Origin of the sequence: Catellatospora paridis, from assembly GCF_009720365.1 — a bacterium.
In the GTDB taxonomy this organism is placed as follows: Bacteria; Actinomycetota; Actinomycetes; order Mycobacteriales; family Micromonosporaceae; genus Catellatospora; species Catellatospora paridis.
In genome coordinates, this window is record NZ_ML769315.1 from 137,828 (window position 1) to 156,195 (window position 18,368).

Here is an 18,368-nt window from a genome sequence, read left to right on the forward strand (position 1 = left end):
TGATTACGTCTGATTTATGGGCCTAGCATTTCGGGTCGGACCCTCTCGCACCGTCCAGAAAGGCGCCCCGTGAAGATCGTCGCCGCGGAAGTCATCGTCACCAGCCCCAACCGCAACTTCGTCACGCTGAAGATCACGACGGAGGACGGGATCACCGGCCTGGGCGACGGCACGCTCAACGGCCGCGAGCTGTCCGTCGCCTCATACCTGACCGACCACGTGGTGCCGCTGCTCCTCGGCCGCGACGCCCACCGCATCGAGGACACCTGGCAGTACCTGTACCGGTCGGCATACTGGCGGCGCGGGCCGGTCACCATGGCCGCCATCGCCGCCGTCGACGTGGCCCTGTGGGACATCAAGGCCAAGGCCGCCGGGATGCCCCTCTACCAGCTGCTCGGCGGCGCGTCCCGCAACGGCATCATGGCGTACGGGCACGCCTCCGGCCGGGACCTGCCCGAGCTGTTCGACTCCGTACGCAAGCACCTCGCACTCGGCTTCCGGTCCATCCGCATCCAGACCTCCGTGCCCGGCATCGACGCGGTCTACGGCGTCGCCGCGCAGACCGAGGGCGAGCGCTACGACTACGAGCCCGCCCAGCGCACCCCGCTGCCCGTCGAGGAGGACTGGGACACCCGCGCCTACCTGCGCCACCTGCCCGGCGTCTTCGAGGCCGTGCGCAACGAGTTCGGGCCCGAGCTGCCACTGCTGCACGACGGCCACCACCGGATGACCCCGATCCAGGCCGCCCGGCTCGGCAGGGACCTGGAGCCCTACGACCTGTTCTGGCTGGAGGACTGCACCCCGGCCGAGAACCAGGAGGCGCTGCGGCTGGTCCGGCAGCACACCACCACCCCGCTGGCCATCGGCGAGGTCTTCAACACCGTCTGGGACTACCAGACCCTCATCCGCGAGCAGCTCATCGACTACGTGCGCAGCGCGGTCACGCACACCGGCGGCATCACCGCCATGCGCAAGCTGCTCGACTTCGCCGCGCAGTACCAGATCAAGTCCGGGATCCACGGGCCGACCGACATCTCCCCCGTCGGCATGGCCGCCGCGCTGCACCTGGACCTGGCCATCCACAACTTCGGCATCCAGGAGTACATGCAGCACGGCCCGCTGACCGACGAGGTGTTCCGGCAGTCGTTCACCTTCGCCGACGGCTACCTGCACCCCGGCGAGCAGCCCGGCCTCGGCGTCGAACTCGACGAGCAGGCCGCCGCGCGCTTCCCGTACGTGGCCGCGTACCTGCCGGTCAACCGCCTTAAGGACGGCACTGTCCATGACTGGTGACCTGCCCGCTCCCCACCCGGCCTGGCTGCCCGACGAGGCGTTCCGGGCGATCGGCTCCCGCCGTGTCCTGGTGTGCGCCGAAGGGCCGCTCGCGCAGACCGTCGTGCAGGAGATCGCACAGGTCGCCGAGCAGCACGGTGGCAGCCTGCGCCACCGGCCGACGGGACAGCCGGACGACGCAGCCGGTGCGGGCGGGTTCGACCTGGTGTTGGCGCTGACGAGCGTGGACGGCCTGCCGGATCCGGCGGCGATGGTGCTGGCCGAGCTGGACCGGCGGGCCGGGCAGGGCACGCTCGGCGCGGAGGGCTTCGCACTGGGGCGGCGCGACGGCGTCACCGTGGTCCTGGCCGACGAACCGGCGGGGCTGCTCTACGGGCTGTTCCACGTCGTCCGGCTCGGCGAGGCGGCGTTCGGCACGACGCTGCCGATCGAGGTCCACCACCCGGTGACGGCGCGCCGGATGCTGAACCACTGGGACAACATCGACACCCACCCGGTGATGGGCCAGGTCGAACGCGGCTACTCCGGCGGTTCGATCTTCTGGCGGGACGGCGGGCTGACCCCGGACCTGGACCGGGTCCGCGCCTACGCCCGGCTGCTGGCCTCGATCGGCGTCAACGCGGTCACCGTCAACAACGTCAACGTGCACGCCACCGAGGCGCACCTGCTCACCGACCGGCTCGGCGACGTCGCGGCGCTCGCCGGCGTGCTGCGCCCATACGGCATCCGGACCCACCTGTCGGTCAACTTCAACTCCCCCGCCGCGCTCGGCGGCCAGCCCACCGCCGACCCGCTCGACGACGGCGTGCGCGCCTGGTGGGCGGCCACGACCCGGCAGGTGTACGCGGCGATCCCCGACTTCGGCGGGTATGTCGTGAAAGCCGACTCCGAGGGGCAGCCCGGCCCGTTCGGCTACGGGCGCACCCACGCCGACGGCGCGAACACCCTCGCCGCCGCGCTGGAGCCGTTCGGCGGCGTCGTGCACTGGCGCGCGTTCGTGTACAACCACACGCAGGACTGGCGCGACCGCACCACCGACCGGGCCCGCGCGGCGTACGACCACTTCGCCCCGCTCGACGGGCGGTTCGCCGGCAACGTGATCCTGCAGGTCAAGTACGGCCCGATCGACTTCCAGACCCGGGAGCCGGTGTCGCCGGTGATCGCCGCTATGCCCGGCACCCGGCTCGCGGTGGAGTTGCAGGTGACGCAGGAGTACACCGGCCAGCAGCGGCACGTGTGCTACCTCGGCCCGCTGTGGCACGAGGTGCTGGCGTTCGAGCCGTGGGGCGGCGGGCGGACCGTGGCGTCGGTGGCCGCCGGGCTGGGCGCCGACAATGGCCCCACGGGGTTCGAGGGCGGGCTGGTCGCCGTGTCCAACGTGGGCGACGACCCGTTCTGGACCGGGCATCCCCTGGCCCAGGCCAACCTGTACGCCTTCGGCCGGCTCGCTTGGAATCCCCACCTCGACCCGACCACGGTCCTCGACGAGTGGATCGACCTGACCTTCACCCCGTCGGCGACCGCCGACCCCGAGCTGCTGCGGCAGACCCTGCACGAGGTCATGGACGACTCGTGGCAGGTCTACGAGTCCTACACCGCGCCGCTGGGCGTCGGGTTCATGGTCCGGCCCGGCAGCCACTACGGCCCCGACGTCGACGGCTACGAATACACCCCGTGGGGCACCTACCACTTCGCCGACCGCGACGGCATCGGCGTCGACCGCACCCGCGCCACCGGCACCGGCTTCACCGGCCAGTACCCGCAGCCGTGGTCGCAGGTGTACGAGTCGGCCGGCTCCTGCCCCGACGAGCTGCTGCTGTTCTTCCACCACGTGCCCTACACCCACCCGCTGCACAGCGGGAGCACCGTGATCCAGCACATCTACGACACCCACTTCGCGGGCGCGGACCGGGTCGTCGCGATGCGGTCGCAGTGGGCGCGGCTGGCCGGGCTGGTCGCCCCGGACGTGGACGCCCGGGTGCGCGAACGCCTCGACGAGCAGCTGCGCTGCGCACAGGAGTGGCGCGACCAGATCAACACGTACTTCTACCGCAAGTCCGGGATCCCAGACGCCTCAGGTCGGCGCATCCACTGACGCGGCGTCACGCGGATGCGAAGTCCCACACCGCACCCGCGTGACGCCGCGAGACCGGCGACCCGCGCCCACGGGCCGCCGCGCGGCCTGACCGTCGTCAGGCCGTCTCGCGCAGCACCACGACACCGAGCGGGTCGAGGGCGAGCGGCTGCCCGGCCTCGACCCGCTCCCCCGTCAGCAGGTCGACCCCGCCGGCGCAGGCGGTCACCGTGACCTTGTCGGCCCGGTGGTTGAGCAGGAACCGCAGGCGAGTCCCGTCGGGGGCGACCCGCACCGCCGTCTCCAGATCGGCGACGTCGGCGTACGGCCCGATCAGGTCGTGGCGGGCCAGCACCTGCCGCATCACCCACGCCACGCCGTCCTGTTCCAGGCCGGCGGCGACATACCAGCCGTGCCCGTCGCCGAACGTGTTGCGAGTGACGGCGGGCGTGCCCGCGTAGAAGTCGGCCCGGTAGGTGCCGACCACGTCCGCGCCCTGCGGGATGACCAGCTCGAACAGCAGCCGCGACGCGACTTCGAGGCGGTCGGCGCCGGACTCCAGCAGCACCGGGTTGACCACGTCGGCCTCGCGGGCGTCCCACTCGTCGACCCGCACGCCCATCAGCGGTGCGAGCGGGCCGGGCACGTCGGTCAGGAACGCGTTGTCGTCCTCGTCGACCCGCCCGGACAGGAACGTCGTCACCACCGAGCCGCCGCGCGCCGCGACCGCCTCCAGCCGCCGGGCGAGGTCGCCCTTGACCATGTGCAGGGCGGGCGCGACGACCACGTCGTAGCGGCACAGATCCGCGGTCACCGGCACCACGTCCACGTCGGCCCCGGCATCCCACAGCGCCCAGTGGTAGGCGAGCACGACCTGCTGGTAGCGCACCAGCCGGGACGGGCCGTCGGAGATCTCCAGGGCCCACCAGCTGTCCCAGTCGAACAGCAGCGCGACCCGGGCCGGGGTCCGCGCGCCCAGGCTGGCGCCGCCGAGCCGGTCCAGTTCCGCGCCGAGCTGCGCGACCTCGCCGAACACGCGGGTGTCGGAGCGACCGGCGTGCCCGATGACCGCGCCGTGGTACTTCTCGGACGCGCCCCGCGAGGCCCGCAGCTGGAAGTACAGCACCGCGTCCGCGCCGTGCGCGACCGCCTGCCAGCTCCACAACCGGTTGATCCCGGGCCGTTTGAGCGGGTTCACGTCCCGGCAGGCGGTGACGCTCGGGGTCTGCTCCATCAGCCAGAACGGCTGCCCGCCCTTCAGACCGCGCATCAGGTCGTGGGTCAGCGCCATCCGGGCCGCGGACCGGTCGTCGGGCGGGTAGTTGTCCCAGGACGCGAAGTCCAGGTGCGCCGACCAGCGGTGGTAGTCCAGCGGCCGGTACATGCCCATGAAGTTCGTGGTGACCGGGGTGTCGGGGCTGGACTCGCGGATCGCGGCCTTCTCGTCGACGAAGTTGGCCAGCATCGCGTCGGACATGAAGCGCAGGTAGTCCAGGGTGATGCCCTGGAAGGCGGTGTGGTCGGGGCCGCGCCAGTGCTCGGTCAGCGCCGACGGGGCCTCGATCTCGTCCCAGCCGGTGAACGTGTGCGACCAGAACGTGGTGCACCAGGCGTGGTTGAGCCGATCCAGGGTGCGGTACTTCTCGCGCAGCCAGTCCCGGAACCCGGCGGTGCACAGCTCGCAGTAGCAGGCCCCGCCGTACTCGTTGCCCACGTGCCAGGCGACCACCGCGGGGTTTCCGGCGTAGCGGGCGGCGATGCGGCGGGCGAGTTCGGCCGACAGCCGCCGGAACACCGGCGAGCTGGGGCACGAGTTGTGGCGCTGGCCGAACCGGTGCCGGCGGCCCTCGAAGTCGGTGCGGGTCACCTCGGGGTGGGCGCGGGCCAGCCAGGCCGGGTGCGCGCCGGTGCCGGTCGCCAGGCAGACGGCGCGGCCCTGCGCGGCCGCCCGTTCGACGATGGCGTCCAGGATGGTGAAGTCGTACACGTCCGGCGCGGACTGGGTCAGCGCCCAGGTGAACACGCCGACGGTGACAGTGTCGATGCGCGCGGCGTCGAACAGCCGGTAGTCCTGCGTCCACACCTCCTGCGGCCACTGCTCGGGGTTGTAGTCGCCGCCGTAGGGGATCTTCTGGGTGGCGGGCAGGGTCATGCCGTGAACTCCCTGGAGATCTGGCCGACCATCGGGCGGCAGTTGCGCAGCAGCACGAACACCAGCAGCGCGCCGGACAGGGTGAGCACCGCCTCGGACAGCAGCACGGTGAGCCCCGCCGCCGCGACTAGCACGCTGAGATTGCCGAGGGTGACCGCGGGACGGCGGACGAGGAAGTACGAGGCGAGCCGGGCGGCGTCGCGCACCCGGAAGTCGAACAGCGACGTGATCACCAGCAGGTTCGTGCCCCACAGGGCTGCCGCGACGGCGAGCACGACCAGCAGCGCCGCCCACCAGCGGGGCACGGCGGCGGCGTCGAGGTGGGCCAAATTGACGGCGACGACGGCCAGCCACAGCAGCAGCGGAGCCCAGACCCGCAGCACCGGCCCGACGTTGAGCCGGTAGCCGCGCCAGAACGCCGTCGCGGGGGTCAGGTCGGCCAGGTCGGCGCGGTGGTGGTGCAGCGCGTACAGGGCGGCGGCCACGGCCGGGCCCAGCGGCAGCGCGCAGGCCGCGAACAGCGGGATGTTGCTGGCGTCGCGTTCGAGCAGCACCAGCGGCACCAGGCCCGGCAGCGTGGTCGCCAGGAGCAGCAGCTCCACGACGAGCAGGCTGTAGACCAGCGCCGCGGCCCGGGAGAGCACGCCCTGCCCGAACCGGCCAGCGGCGAGGTCAGCCATCGCTGCGCCCCGACGGCTGCGGGGCGGGGCGGCTCAGGCCGAGCAGCCGGTTGTCGTCCCACCAGGGCGGGGTCTCGTCGACGACCGGGGTCAGCTCGACCAGGGTCACCTCGTGCCGGGACAGGACGAGGTCCAGCTCGACGCAGCCGCCGATCCGGGGCAGGTTGCGGTGGCTGCGGGCCGGTTCGGCGGCCTCGTACAGGTCGGCGAGCTCGCGCGGGCGGGGTGAGGCCGGGCGGCCCATCTCGCACCAGGCCGTCCACGCGTTGCCGGCGTCCTCGCTGACCGAGGAGCGGTTCAGGTACACCGACGGCGTGCCCGGTCCGCCGACCGGGATCGACAGCCGCACCGTGTGGCCGTCGACGGGCGGGCCGCCGGTCACGTCGACCGGGGCCCAGGCCAGCACGGTGACCCGGCCGGTGTCGTCGCGGGTCACCAGGTGGTCGGCGCCGCGGGTGAGGACCTGGTCGCCCATCCGGGCCATGAACGCGTACAGGTGGTAGGTGGGTTTGCGGATCTGCCGGTGGGTGAGCAGGCCGAAGCCGCCGTGGAACAGCGACGTCGGCACGCCGACCTCCTCGAACATGTCGCTGAACGTCCAGTACGAGAACGAGTCGACCAGGTCGCCGCCGCTGGCCAGCACCGGCGCGAGGTATGCCGCGTGCAGGGCCGTGTCGTGCACCGGGTTGTCGGGCCGGTAGGAGGAGTTGAACTCGGTGATGTGCACCGGCAGCCCGGCCAGACCGGTGGCGGCCAGCAGCTCCCGCGGGCTGGCGAACTGCTCCAGCAGCCGCTCGGCCGGGGCGAGGGTCTGGTGCACCCCGAACGGCACGTGCTGGGCGGGCCCGGAGGTGTACGCGTGCTTGCTGACGAAGTCGACGGGCACCCCGCGTCCGTCCGTGAACTCCGCGAACGGGATCAGCCAGTCGTCCGCCCCGGGTGAGATCGCCGGCCCACCGACCTGCAGCGACGCGTCGACCCCCTTGACCGCATCGGCGCTGACCTCGTACAGGCGGTGGTAGGCGTCGCGGTCGGCACCGGCCCAGAACTCCTTGAGGTTGGGCTCGTTCCACACCTCGATCGGCCAGGTGCGGACCTGCTCGATGCCGTACCGGTCGACCAGGTGCGACACGGTCGCCTTGACCAGGTCGGCCCACTGGCTGTTGGAGCGGGGCGGGGTGACGTTGCCGCCCCACCAGAACACGGTCTGCTCGCCGGAGGCCAGGGCCGCGGGCATGAAGCCCAGCTCCACGAACGGGCGGATGCCGAGGTCGAGGTAGGCGTCGACGACCTGGTCCACGTAGGTGAAGTTGTGCCGGACGCGGCTGGCGCCCTGGTACTCGTACGGCCGGTACACGCCGACGCCGTCGGACAGCAGGCCGTGCCCGCGGATGTGCCGGAAGCCGATGTCACGCTGGATCATCGCCAGCGAGTCCTGGTAGTCGCGCCGCAGGGCGAGCTCGAAGCGGCCGGTGCCGACGCAGAAACGCCAGGCGTCGGTGAGCCGGCCGGAGGCGGTCTCGGGTACGTGGATACGCATGGCGGTCCTCTGAGTGCACGAGCGGGGGGCCCGGCCGCGCCGGGGGTACGGGGCGGGGCCGGGCCGGTGGGGTCAGCCCCGCTGCTTGGCGAAGCGGTCGTGGGCCTTGTTCACGAGCTCGATGTAGGCGTCCATGTTCTTGGCCTTGAGCTCGGCGACGTAGGCGTCCCATTCGGACAGGTCACGCTGGCCGAGGATGAACTTGAGCGTCATCTGGGACACGTGGTCCTTCAGCGGCGTCTCCCAGAGGGTGGCCTGCTCGGCCTCGGCGTCCTCGTACGGGTGCGGCGGCGGCACGGGCAGGATCTTCTTGGCGTCCATCGCCTTCTGGTATTCCAGCTCCTCGGCCGAGAACGTCGACTGGAGCAGCTGGGTCGTGCCGCCGTAGGCGAACACGCCGTTGCCGAAGCCGAAGTCCTTCTGCAGGTGCTTGGTGCCGGTCGGGTTGAGCTTGACGTAGTCGACGTCGGGCGCGAGCGTGAACTTGCCGGACGCGTCCTTGTTGTAGGTGGTGCCCGGCACGCCCCACTTGGCGAACTCCTGGCCCGCGTCGGAGTAGTACAGCCAGTCGATGAACTGCATCATCGCGACGAAGTTCTTGCTGTCGCGGGCCTTCTTGGAGATCATGACGCCGTTCTCGAGGCGGCTGCCGGCCTTGACCTCACCGGCGGGGCCGGTCGGCTGCGGGATCTTGACGATCTTCGCGTTCGGCAGGGTCGCGGCCATCGTGGTCCGGTACTTGTTGACCAGCTCCTGCGCGTTGGCGCTGATGACGAAGGACTTGCCGGTGGCGAGCTTCTGGATGGCGGTGTCGTCGTCCTGGGTGAAGCTCTCCGGGTCGAGCAGGCCCTCCTTCACCAGCTTGTTCAGGTAGGTGACCATCTGCTTGTAGCCGTCGGTCGCGCCGGTGAAGACGAACTTCTTGGCGTTGGCGTCCCAGTAGTCGTTGCGGTAGCCCCAGCCGCCGTTGGTGCTGAACGCCCCGGCCATGTAGTTGAACAGCGCGCCGCCGGGCGTGGGCTTGCTCCACCGGTCCGACATCGGGTACTGGTTCGGGTACGCCGCCTTCATCGCCTTGAGCATGGTGTACACCTCGTCCCAGGTCTTGGGCGCGGTGAGGTTGAGCTGGGCGAGGATGTCGGTGCGCACGCCGAGCGAGTAGTCCGTCCACACGTTCTCGTGTATGCCGGGCAGCAGGTAGAACTTTCCGTCGAGCTGGCGCAGCTGGTCGACGTCAGGCTGCAGGTTCCACTTGGCGATCTTGTCCTTGAAGTTCGGCATCAGGTCGAGGTAGTCGCTGACCGGCAGGATCGACCCCGAGGCCACGAACGGGGCCTCCGAGCCGGGGTAGGTCTTCGGGATGATCAGCGGGGCGTCGCCCGCGCCGATGAGCAGGCTGCGCTTCTGCTCGTAGTCCGACAGCGGCACCGCGGTCGGCTGCAGCGTGACGCCGGTGCGCTTGGTCAGCTCGGACCAGAACAGCCACTCGTTCTTGATCGGGTAGTTCGGATGGTTGTTGTACAGGATCGAGAAGTTCAGCGCCTCGGTGGCTTTGAACTGGGCGTTCACGCCGTAGTCGGTCATCGCGCCGACGCGGTTGCCCGACAGGTCGTCGGAGACGGGTTCCTCGCCGGTGCACGCGGACAGGGATACGGCCAGCAGCGCGGCGGCGAACGCCGCGACGCGTCTGCGGGAGCGGATTGCCATATGTTTGCGCCTTTCAGGATGAGGAGTGGGAGGTGCGACTTGCGAACAGCGCCGGTTCACCCCTTGACCGCCCCGAGCATCACGCCGGACACGAAGTACCTCTGGACGAAGGGGTAGACCAGCAGGATCGGCACGACGGTGAGCACGATCGTCACGGCCTGGATGTTGGCCGCCGTTTGCAGATCGGCGTCGGCTGCGCCGACGGAGCCCGCCCCCGTCGCCCCGGCGATGAGATTGCGCAGGTAGACGGTGACCGGAAAGAGGTCGGACTGGTCCATGTAGAGGAAGGCCGAGAACCACGAGTTCCAGAAGGCCACCGCGTAGAACAGCACCATCGTCGCGATCATGGCCTTGGACAGCGGCAGCACGATGCGCCACAGGATGCGGTAGGTGTCCAGGCCGTCGACGGCGGCGGCCTCCTCCAGCTCGACCGGCATGCTCTCGAAGAACGCCTTCATGACCAGCAGGTTGAACACGCTGATCGCGTTGGGCAGCGCGATCGCCCACACCGAGTTCTTCAGGCCCAGGCTGGTGATCAGGATGTAGTTCGGGATCAGGCCGCCGGAGAAGAACATGGTGAACACGGCGATGCCGACCAGCGCCGACCGGCCGCGCAGGTGCTTCTTGGACAGCACGTACGCGTAGCAGGTGGTCAGCACGATGGCGACGGCGGTCGCGACGACGGTGTAGAACACGGTGTTGCGGTAGTTGGCCCAGAACATGTCGTCGGCCATGACCAGCTTGTACGTGCTGAGGTTGAACCCGCGCGGCACCAGGTTGACCTGCCCGGCCCGGATGTAGGCCTCCTGGCTGAACGAGCGCGCCACCACGTTGACGAACGGGTACAACGTCACGATCACCACGATGGTCAGCACGACCGCGTTGACGGCCTGGAACACCCGGTAGCCCCGGGTGACCTTCAGCCCGCGCCGCCGCCGCCGCACCGCCGGCAGGGCCGGGGCCGGGGCCGGCTTGTGTTCGACGGTCACCACAGGCTCGTCCCTACTGCGCGGCGGGCGATGAGATTGGCCGACAGCACCAGCGTCAGGCCGATGACGGCCTCGAACAGGCCGATCGCGGCGGCGTAGCTGAAGCTGTTGGACAGCACGCCCATCCGGAACAGGTACGTGGAGATCACGTCGCCGGTGGGGTACGTCAGCGGGTTGTACAGCAGCAGGATCTTCTCGAACCCGACCGCCATGAACGTGCCGATGTTGAGGATCAGCAGGGTCACCATGGTCGGCCGGATGCCGGGCAGGGTGACGTGCCAGGTCTGGCGCCACCGGCTCGCCCCGTCGATGCGGGCCGCCTCGTACAGGTCGGAGTCGATGGTGGTCAGCGCGGCCAGGTAGAGGATCGTGCCCCAGCCGACGGTCTGCCACGCCTCCGAGGAGACGTAGATGGTGCGGAACCACTCCGGCTGCTGCAGGAAAGGGATCGGCTCACCGCCGAACACCCGTACCAGCTGGTTGACCGTGCCGTCGACGCTCAGCAGCTGCATCACCATCGCCGCGATGATCACGACCGACAGGAAGTGCGGCAGGTAGGACACCGACTGCACGAAGCGCTTGAGCCGGCGGCTGCTCAGCTCGTTGAACAGCAGCGCCAGCACGATCGGCAGCGGGAAGCAGACCACCAGCGTCAGCACGCCCAGCACCAGGGTGTTGGTGAAGACGTTCCAGAACGTGGAGTCGTTGAGGAACATCTCCACGTAGCGCAGCCCGACCCAGTACTCCCCGAGCGGGTTGCCGCCGGGCTGGAACTTACGGAACGCGATGACGTTGCCGATCATCGGCAGGTACCGGAAGACCGCGAAGAACAGCAGCGGCAGCAGCGCCAGCGAGTACAGCTGCCAGTCCCGGCGCAACGCCCGCCGCCAGGTCAACCGCCGGGCGCGGACGACCGGCGGGCGCGCGGGCGCCGGCGGGCCCGCCGCCGGTGTGGACCGCGGCGGGTCCAGCGTTCCGGGCACGCTCATCGGAGGACCTCCCCTGTTCAAGCCGAAGCGCATTCCGTACGACCACGGCGCGGTCCGTTACGGACAGCGAGAGCCGACCTCCGCGTTTCACCGAAAGTTTCGGAAATATTGCGTTACCTGTGCCGGGCAACTTAAGCGTCGCATCGGGACGTGTCAAGGGGCGTTGAACTGCTGACGCAAACGATTGCAGTGCGTGACCATCCGGAGAGGACCGTCGATCTCGTCGATCCTGCGAAACATCGCTCTGGCCGAGAATGCCGATCGTGGTGTTAGAGTTCCGTCCGAAACTTCCGAGGCAGCTGGCGAGGCAAATATGACGAAGTCCCGGCCGAGCACCGCGTCCGGCGCGGTGACGATCGCGGCCATCGCCGACGAGGTCGGCGTCTCCACCGCCACCGTCTCCAAAGTCCTCAACGGCCGCCTCGACGTCTCCGCCCTGACCAGAGCCCGCGTCGAGGCCAGCCTCGAACGCAACCGCTACCGCCGCCGCTCCCGGCGGCTGCCCACCGGCCAGATCGACCTCGTCTTCCACGAATACGACTCCGCCTGGGCGATGGAGATCATCCGCGGGATCGAGACGGTGACCGCCCCCGCCAAGGTCGACGTGGTGCTGTCCCAGCTCCACGGCCGCCACCGGCCGCCGCAGGAATGGCTCGACGGGGTGCTCGCCCGCCGGCCCCGCGGCGTCCTGTTCGTCCAGTGCCACCTCACCGAACCCCAGCGGCAGCAACTGCACCGCCGCGCGATCCCGTTCGTCGTCATCGACACCGACAGCGCCACCTCCGCCTCGGTGCCCACCGTCGGCGCCAACAACTGGAGCGGCGGCCTGCTCGCCACCCGCCACCTGCTCGAACTCGGCCACCGCCGGATCGCGGTCATCTCCGGCCCGACCGACGTGCTGTGCAGCCGCGCCCGCACCGCCGGGTTCCGGGCCGCGCACGAGGAGGCCGGCCTGCCCGTCGACCCCGACCTGATCCGGCACGGCCCCTTCTACGTCGCCACCGGCCACGAGCACGCCATGGACCTGCTCACCCGGCCCGACCGGCCCACCGCCATCTTCGCCGGCTCGGACATGCAGGCCATGGGCGTGCTGCGCGCCGCCCGCCAGCTCGGCCTGCACGTGCCCGACGACCTGTCCGTCATCGGCTACGACAACCTGCCCGTCGCCGCCTGGACCGACCCCGCCCTCACCACCATCCACCAGCCGCTGCGCGACATGGCCGGCGCCGCCGCCCAGATGCTGCTCGACCTGGCCAACAAGATCGACCTGGCGACCAGCCGCATCGACCTGGTGACCGAGCTCATCGTCCGCGAGACGACCGCGCCGCCCGCGCACCCGCGCCCGACCCCGAACACCCGGTGAGGACCCATGCCCCTGTTCGACCTACCGCTCGACCAGCTCCGGCACTACGCACCCGACGTCGCCGAACCCGCCGACTTCGACGAGTTCTGGTCCGCGACGCTCAAGGACGCCGCCGCCCGCCCCGTGCTCGGCGACGTCCGGCCGGTGCAGACCGGCCTGCCCCTGCTGCACACCTGGGACGTCACCTTCGCCGGCTTCGGCGGCGACCCCGTCCGCGCCTGGTACACCCGCCCCGCCGGCGTCGACACCCCGCTGCCCGTGGTCGTGGAGTACGTCGGCTACGGCCGCGGCCGAGGACTCCCCCACGAACGCCTGACCTGGCCCGTCGCCGGATACGCGCACCTGCTGATGGACGCCCGCGGCCAGGGCGGCCAGTACGGCAGCGGCGGTGACACCCCCGACCCCCACGGCAGCGCGCTCGGCGGGCCATGGCCGGCGACCCGCGGCATCCTGGACCCGCGCGACTACTACTACCGGCGGCTGATCACCGACGCCGTCCGGGCCGTTGACGCCGCCCGCGCCCTGCCCGGCGTCGACGCCGACCGGATCGTCGCCACCGGCAACAGCCAGGGCGGCGGCCTGGCGCTGGATGTCGCGGGACTCGTGCCCGACCTCGCCGCGCTGATCACCACCGCACCGCTGCTGTGCCACCTGCAACGCGCCATCGAGATCACCGACGCCCCGCCGTACGGCGAAATCGTCAACTTCCTGGCCGTGCACCGCGAGGCCGAGAACGCCGTCCGGCACACCCTGTCCTACGTCGACGGCGTCAACTTCGCCCGCCGCGCCGTCGCACCCGCCCACTTCGGCACCGGCCTACGCGACAACGTCTGCCCGCCCAGCGGCGTGTTCGCCGCCCACAACCACTACGGCGCCGCCAACGGCCGCCCGCAGCGCCCCGCCCGGGAGATCCACGCCTACCCGTTCAACCACCATGAGGGCGGCGAGGCCTACCAGGTGCAGCGGCAGCTGGCCTGGTTGTCCTCGGTGCTGCACGCCGACCGGGGTTCCGCCGTCTACTGATACCGGGCCGACGCTTCTGCGATCCCGCCACCCGACCCGAACGCGATGACCAGGCACTGCCCACACATGACCGAAGCTCCGTTCATGCCGTCGACCCGGCATGAAAGGAGCTTCGGCCCGGAAACTCAGCCGCCCAGCTCGCGCTTACGGCGCAGCAGCGCGCCACGCAGCGCACGGGCCCGGACCAGGATGCCAGCCGCAACCACGACCAGCACCACAACCACGGCGTACGCCACCGGATGCACCCCGCCCCGGGTCACCGCCACCAGCACGGTCAACCCCGCGAGCAGGCCCGTGGCGGCCAGCGCGAGCCAGCCGGCGATCACGCGGTCGAGCGCGAACAGCGGCGTACGCCGCGACAGCACCCAACCGCCGTAACCGGCCCAGCCCAGCCCGATCAGCACCAGCACCCCGAAGGCGAGCTGCGTACGGCCCGGCAGCGCCGGCTCGGTCAGCCACAGCAGCAAGACGAACGCGGCCCCCAGCAGCCCGCCCAGCAGCGCGACCACGGTGAGCACCCGGCGGCGCAACGACAGCGGGCCGGACAGTCGGGAGATCAGTTCATCGGCGTTCACGGGCGGCCTTCCTTCCGGTTCAGTTCCTCGCGCAGCAGCCGCCGCGCACGGGACAGGCGTGACTTGACCGTGCCGACGGGGACGTCGCAGATCACCGCACACGTCTCCAGCGGCAGGTCCTCGAGATGGAAGAGGATCAGCACCTCCCGCTCCCGGGCCGGCAGCGCCGCCAGCCCGGCCAGCAGCTCTGCCCGGTCCACCAGCGCGTCGGCGGGATCGGGAGACACCGCCTCGGCGTCGGTCGCCACCTCGGGGCGGGCGTACTCGGCGCGCAGCCGGTTGGTCACCGCGCGTCGCGCGATGGTGAACAGCCACGGCGTGAACCGCTCCGGCTGCCGCAGCCCCGGCAGGCCGCGCACCACGGCCAGCCACACCTCCTGCGTCACGTCGTCGGCCTCGGCCGGGCCGATCATGCGCCGCACATAACCCCACACCCGCGGATGCCAGACCCGCACCAGCTCCGCGAGCGCGTCCCGCTCACCGAGCCGGCAGCGGACCACCAGCAGCTCATCGCTCATACCTGCCTCCTCGCCCAGCACAGTCGCCGGACAGGCCGTCCAGGTTCACGCCGTCGCCGCGAGAATCGGCCGAGGCTCCGCCCATGCTGTCAGAGCAGCGCGGACGGAGCCTCGGAAACGGCGCCCGGGGACCTTCGGACGCGGGGTCGGCCAGGGCGCGGGGTCAGGCCGCGACGAGGCCCAGCATCTGCTTGATCTGCTCGTTGCGGGACAGCGTGATCCGGTTCGCGAGGTCCTTGACCTGCGGGTTGACGCCGCCGTCGGTCTCCATGCGGGCCATCTCGACGGCGTTGTGCTGGTGACCGATCAGCAGGTTCAGGAACGTCGTCTGGAACTGGGCGGCGCTCGCCTTGCGCAGCGCCGCCATCTCGTCCGCGCCGGTGATCGGCAGGCCGCCGTGCGAGGCGTGCGCGTTCGGGTCGTGGCCGGCCGTGGTCGGCTCGCCCCAGGTGTTCAGCCAGCCCTGCATGACCTCCAGCTCCGTGGTCTGGGTGACCTCGATCGCGCCCGCGAGCATCGCCACCTCCTCGCTGGTCTGGCGCGTGCGGGCGAGCTTGACCATCTCCAGGCCCTGCGTGTGGTGGGTGACCATCATCTGCAGGAACATCACGTCGGTCGTGTTGAACGTCGCGTCCGCCCGGGGCGCGGCGGGCGGCTGGTAGGCCGCCGGCTCGGGCGCGGCGGTGCCACAGCCGGCCAGCAGGGCGAGCGCGGCGGCGGCCAGCGCGATCCGGATCTCTCTCATCGGCATGGTCCTGTTCGGGGACGGCGGTGCGAGCGCCGGGGTGGGGTCTGCGGGAAGGGCGAGGTCACCGCCACGGGCAGGGAGCGCGCGGCGAACAGTGCGTGCCGGGTCGGGTGACGACCGGCGGGCCGCACGGGGGACGGCCCGCCGGAGACTGGTCAGATCGGCAGCCAGAGCGCCAGCGTGTAGTACGAGGGCTCCCAGGTGACGATCGAGGTGTGCGACTGCCGGCAGCGGTAGCGCACGCCCTGGTAGGTCACCTCGTCGCCGGTCCGGTAGGTCGTCCCCGGGGCCCACTGCGCGCCGCCGGGCACGGTGCCCGTCGGGCGGGTCGTCGGCGAGGCGGCCGGGCTCGACGGCCGCACCGTCGGGCGGGCGGTGGGCGACGCGGTGGGCCGGGCCGTCGGGGACGGGGCGGCGGTCGGCGACGGGGCCGGGCCGCCCCCGCCGATCTGCAGGTCGATGCAGTTGTAGAACGCCATCGGGGTGTCGCCGATGTTCCAGATCGCCAGCAGGGTCTGGCGGCCGCTGAACCCGGCCAGGCTCACCTGGTGCGACACGGTCGCGTTCGGCTGGCGGCCCCCGTCCTCGAAGAAGGCGATCCGCCTGCCGCCGAGGTAGTACTCCCAGCTGCTGGTCGAGTGCCGGGCGGTGAGCACCCAGCTGAAGGTGACCGAGGAGCCGACCGAGGTCGCGGGCCAGTTGCGGCTGTTGTCGTTCAGCACGGCGAACTGCGCCAGGCCGCCATGGCAGTTGCGCTGGCCCTTCGGGCCCTCCACGCTCTGCGGCTCGAACTGGATCGGGCCGCAGTCGGCGACCCGGCCGGACGCGCACAGCGCCTGGCGGCTCGGCGGCGACGAGACGTAACCGTGGGCGGACGCGGGCGAGGCGACCGCCAGCGACGCGGTCACGAGACCCAGCGCCACCAGCGGGTAGGCGACCAGTCTTCGCATGGGATGAACTCCGTTCCTGCCGGGGGCGCACGCGGCCGGCAACCCGGCTCGCGGGGCGGCGGCGTGCGGCGGCGACCGCGGTGCACGGCCGATGCCCCGAACGCTACGGAGAAGTCCCTTGTGGAGACCTTAAACGCCCCACAAGATCCGCATAAACCTCGGCCGGGCCGGGTCGCCTTCCCGACCAGCACCGCACTGCGGAGGGCGCGCGGACGGGTGACATCGGCCGCATGCGGTTTGCGGACCGCCGGGGCGGGTAGGTCTGAGTGATGGGCAGACTGCTGGGCGCCCGGTACCGGGTCGACGAGGAGATCGGGCACGGTGGCATGGCCACCGTCTGGAGTGGACGCGACCTGCGCCTGCGCCGCCCGGTCGCAGTCAAGATCCTGGACCCCGCGCGATTCGCCGACACCGCGACACGGCAGCGCTTCTGGCGTGAGGCGCAGGCCGTCGCCGCGCTGCCGCATCCGCACATCGTCGCGGTGTACGACGTCGCCGTCGAAACCGAAGACGCCTACGTGGTGATGGAGCTGGTCGACGGGCCCAGCGTGCACACCCTGCTGCAGGACGGCCCGCTGCACCGCGACCAGGCCGTCGGCATCGCCGTGCAGACGTGCGCCGCGCTGGCCGCCGCGCACTCCGCCGGCATCGTGCACCGGGACGTGACCGCCGCCAACCTGCTGGTCAACTCGGCGGGCGTGGTGAAGGTCTGCGACTTCGGCATCGCGGCTTGGCAGGAGGCGGCCTACCCGTCACTGGTCGCCGGGACCCGCGGCTACACCGCGCCCGAGCAGGCCGCGGGCGGCCCCGTCGACGCGCGCACCGACGTGTTCGGGCTGGGCTGCTCGCTGTACGCGATGCTCACCGGCGCCCCGCCGCCGACCGGACGCGACGGCGACGGCGTGCGCGATGACCTGCTGCGCGCCGGGGTGCCCGCGCCGCTCGCGGAACTCACCGGCCGGCTGACCGCGGCCGACCCCGGGCACCGGCCGGCCAGCGCCGAGCAGGTCGCCGCGCAGCTGCTGACGATCGGCGAGGCGATCGTGCCCGACCCGTACACGACGGCCCAGCTGTCGGACACCCTGCTCGCCGCGCCGGTGTCGCCGTCCGGCGCCCGGCCCGGCACCCTGGTCGGGGTGGCCTCCGTGCCGCCTCCCCTGCCCGTGCGACCCGGTCCCGCGGCCAGGTCCGCCGCCCGCCGCCCCGCGCGGCCCGACCGCTGGCTGCGGCCGGTGCTGTGGGGCACGGCGGCCGTGGTCGCCATCGTGACCGGGCTCATGCTGATCGTGCTCGCCTCGGCCGGATCGCCGCCCGGCAACGCCGCCGTGGCCGGACCGTCGAACGCGACCGTCCCGTCGAACGCGGCGAGCACGACCCGGCCGCCCGCGCCCAAGCCGTCGGCTGCCCGCCCCGCCGATCCGCTGGCGCAGCTGCGGCAGGAGATCGACCGGCTGGCACGGGCGGGCGGTATCGGCGGCAAGGACGCCGCCGAGCTGCGCAAACAGGTCCAGGACATCGAGAAGCGACTGCGCCGCGACGGTGACGGCGAGGCCGCCGGCCAGGCCCGCGAGCTGCTCGCCAAGCTGCGCGACATGCGCGGAGACGGCGACCTCACGGACGGCGCGTTCCAGGTGCTGGAACCGATCGTGGACCGGCTGGCCGGGACCCTGTCCGACGACGCATGACGGCGGCTCGATTTCCGCAGCCAGCAGGGGTCCTGAGGTTGGGAAAGGCACCTTCTGCAACGCATAGCGTCAAGAAGGTGCC

At 71.4% G+C, this 18,368-nt stretch carries 15 protein-coding genes; 5 read left to right on the forward strand and 10 right to left on the reverse strand.

All coding sequences use genetic code 11. The annotated features are described in order from the left end of the window. Positions 1-27 precede the first annotated feature (27 nt). Both manD and F9C41_RS13450 read left to right on the forward strand, forming a co-directional pair. Positions 28-1,293, forward strand: a complete 1,266-nt coding sequence (gene manD, locus F9C41_RS13445; RefSeq protein ID WP_155387119.1) for a D-mannonate dehydratase ManD — start codon at positions 28-30, stop codon at positions 1,291-1,293. After that, complete coding sequence (locus F9C41_RS13450; protein ID WP_155387120.1) at positions 1,283-3,388, forward strand: alpha-glucuronidase; 2,106 nt, start codon at positions 1,283-1,285, stop codon at positions 3,386-3,388. Before manD ends, F9C41_RS13450 begins: the two co-directional genes overlap by 11 nt. 97 nt (positions 3,389-3,485) lie before the next feature. Here F9C41_RS13450 and F9C41_RS13455 read toward each other — a convergent pair whose 3' ends face one another. The 6 genes from F9C41_RS13455 to F9C41_RS13480 all read right to left on the reverse strand — a co-directional run bounded on the left by F9C41_RS13455 (position 3,486) and on the right by F9C41_RS13480 (position 11,424). Further along, positions 3,486-5,519, reverse strand: coding sequence for a beta-galactosidase (locus tag F9C41_RS13455; RefSeq protein WP_155387121.1), 2,034 nt, complete (start codon positions 5,517-5,519; stop codon positions 3,486-3,488). Beyond that, positions 5,516-6,199, reverse strand: a complete 684-nt coding sequence (locus F9C41_RS13460) for a YesL family protein (RefSeq protein WP_155387122.1) — start codon at positions 6,197-6,199, stop codon at positions 5,516-5,518. The genes F9C41_RS13455 and F9C41_RS13460 overlap by 4 nt, the downstream gene beginning before the upstream one ends. Beyond that, positions 6,192-7,739 carry a GH39 family glycosyl hydrolase gene (locus F9C41_RS13465; protein ID WP_155387123.1) on the reverse strand — a complete coding sequence of 516 codons (1,548 nt, stop codon included), beginning with the start codon at positions 7,737-7,739 and terminating at the stop codon, positions 6,192-6,194. The genes F9C41_RS13460 and F9C41_RS13465 overlap by 8 nt, the downstream gene beginning before the upstream one ends. 72 nt (positions 7,740-7,811) lie before the next feature. Continuing rightward, entirely contained in the window at positions 7,812-9,446 is a 1,635-nt protein-coding gene (locus F9C41_RS13470) for an ABC transporter substrate-binding protein (protein ID WP_155387124.1), read from the reverse strand. A gap of 56 nt (positions 9,447-9,502) precedes the next feature. After that, a complete protein-coding gene (locus tag F9C41_RS13475; protein WP_230689563.1) occupies positions 9,503-10,435 on the reverse strand; it encodes a carbohydrate ABC transporter permease in 933 nt (310 codons plus the stop codon). Further along, positions 10,432-11,424, reverse strand: coding sequence for an ABC transporter permease (locus tag F9C41_RS13480; RefSeq protein WP_155387126.1), 993 nt, complete (start codon positions 11,422-11,424; stop codon positions 10,432-10,434). Before F9C41_RS13480 ends, F9C41_RS13475 begins: the two co-directional genes overlap by 4 nt. A gap of 313 nt (positions 11,425-11,737) precedes the next feature. Here F9C41_RS13480 and F9C41_RS13485 point away from each other — a divergent pair, with 313 nt between their 5' ends. Together F9C41_RS13485 and F9C41_RS13490 are read left to right on the forward strand one after the other, a co-directional pair. Next, a complete protein-coding gene (locus tag F9C41_RS13485) occupies positions 11,738-12,787 on the forward strand; it encodes a LacI family DNA-binding transcriptional regulator (RefSeq protein WP_155387127.1) in 1,050 nt (349 codons plus the stop codon). A gap of 6 nt (positions 12,788-12,793) precedes the next feature. After that, positions 12,794-13,810, forward strand: coding sequence for an acetylxylan esterase (locus F9C41_RS13490; RefSeq protein WP_155387128.1), 1,017 nt, complete (start codon positions 12,794-12,796; stop codon positions 13,808-13,810). A 125-nt stretch (positions 13,811-13,935) separates the two neighbouring features. Here F9C41_RS13490 and F9C41_RS13495 read toward each other — a convergent pair whose 3' ends face one another. The 4 genes from F9C41_RS13495 to F9C41_RS13510 form a co-directional block, all read right to left on the reverse strand. Continuing rightward, complete coding sequence (locus F9C41_RS13495) at positions 13,936-14,385, reverse strand: hypothetical protein (RefSeq protein ID WP_230689564.1); 450 nt, start codon at positions 14,383-14,385, stop codon at positions 13,936-13,938. Further along, positions 14,382-14,903: an RNA polymerase sigma factor gene (locus F9C41_RS13500; protein ID WP_155387129.1), complete on the reverse strand. Its 522-nt coding sequence runs from the start codon at positions 14,901-14,903 to the stop codon at positions 14,382-14,384. The genes F9C41_RS13495 and F9C41_RS13500 overlap by 4 nt, the downstream gene beginning before the upstream one ends. A 163-nt stretch (positions 14,904-15,066) precedes the next feature. Continuing rightward, positions 15,067-15,648, reverse strand: a complete 582-nt coding sequence (locus F9C41_RS13505) for a DUF305 domain-containing protein (RefSeq protein ID WP_230689565.1) — start codon at positions 15,646-15,648, stop codon at positions 15,067-15,069. 158 nt (positions 15,649-15,806) lie between these two features. Beyond that, a complete protein-coding gene (locus F9C41_RS13510) occupies positions 15,807-16,601 on the reverse strand; it encodes a lytic polysaccharide monooxygenase (protein WP_155387130.1) in 795 nt (264 codons plus the stop codon). Between the two features lie 269 nt (positions 16,602-16,870). Here F9C41_RS13510 and F9C41_RS13515 point away from each other — a divergent pair, with 269 nt between their 5' ends. Beyond that, positions 16,871-18,286, forward strand: coding sequence for a serine/threonine-protein kinase (locus F9C41_RS13515; RefSeq protein WP_155387131.1), 1,416 nt, complete (start codon positions 16,871-16,873; stop codon positions 18,284-18,286). Positions 18,287-18,368 lie beyond the last annotated feature (82 nt).

Bases quoted from the DNA above. Each gene is read 5' to 3' on its own strand.
- F9C41_RS13500 (WP_155387129.1), bottom strand. From the start codon at position 14,903: ATGAGCGATGAGCTGCTGGTGGTCCGCTGCCGGCTCGGTGAGCGGGAC.
- F9C41_RS13490 (WP_155387128.1), top strand. From the start codon at position 12,794: ATGCCCCTGTTCGACCTACCGCTCGACCAGCTCCGGCACTACGCACCC.
- F9C41_RS13460 (WP_155387122.1), bottom strand. From the start codon at position 6,199: ATGGCTGACCTCGCCGCTGGCCGGTTCGGGCAGGGCGTGCTCTCCCGG.
- F9C41_RS13450 (WP_155387120.1), top strand. From the start codon at position 1,283: ATGACTGGTGACCTGCCCGCTCCCCACCCGGCCTGGCTGCCCGACGAG.
- F9C41_RS13465 (WP_155387123.1), bottom strand. From the start codon at position 7,739: ATGCGTATCCACGTACCCGAGACCGCCTCCGGCCGGCTCACCGACGCC.
- F9C41_RS13470 (WP_155387124.1), bottom strand. From the start codon at position 9,446: ATGGCAATCCGCTCCCGCAGACGCGTCGCGGCGTTCGCCGCCGCGCTG.
- F9C41_RS13510 (WP_155387130.1), bottom strand. From the start codon at position 16,601: ATGCGAAGACTGGTCGCCTACCCGCTGGTGGCGCTGGGTCTCGTGACC.
- F9C41_RS13505 (WP_230689565.1), bottom strand. From the start codon at position 15,648: ATGAGAGAGATCCGGATCGCGCTGGCCGCCGCCGCGCTCGCCCTGCTG.
- F9C41_RS13515 (WP_155387131.1), top strand. From the start codon at position 16,871: ATGGGCAGACTGCTGGGCGCCCGGTACCGGGTCGACGAGGAGATCGGG.
- F9C41_RS13485 (WP_155387127.1), top strand. From the start codon at position 11,738: ATGACGAAGTCCCGGCCGAGCACCGCGTCCGGCGCGGTGACGATCGCG.
- F9C41_RS13480 (WP_155387126.1), bottom strand. From the start codon at position 11,424: ATGAGCGTGCCCGGAACGCTGGACCCGCCGCGGTCCACACCGGCGGCG.
- F9C41_RS13455 (WP_155387121.1), bottom strand. From the start codon at position 5,519: ATGACCCTGCCCGCCACCCAGAAGATCCCCTACGGCGGCGACTACAAC.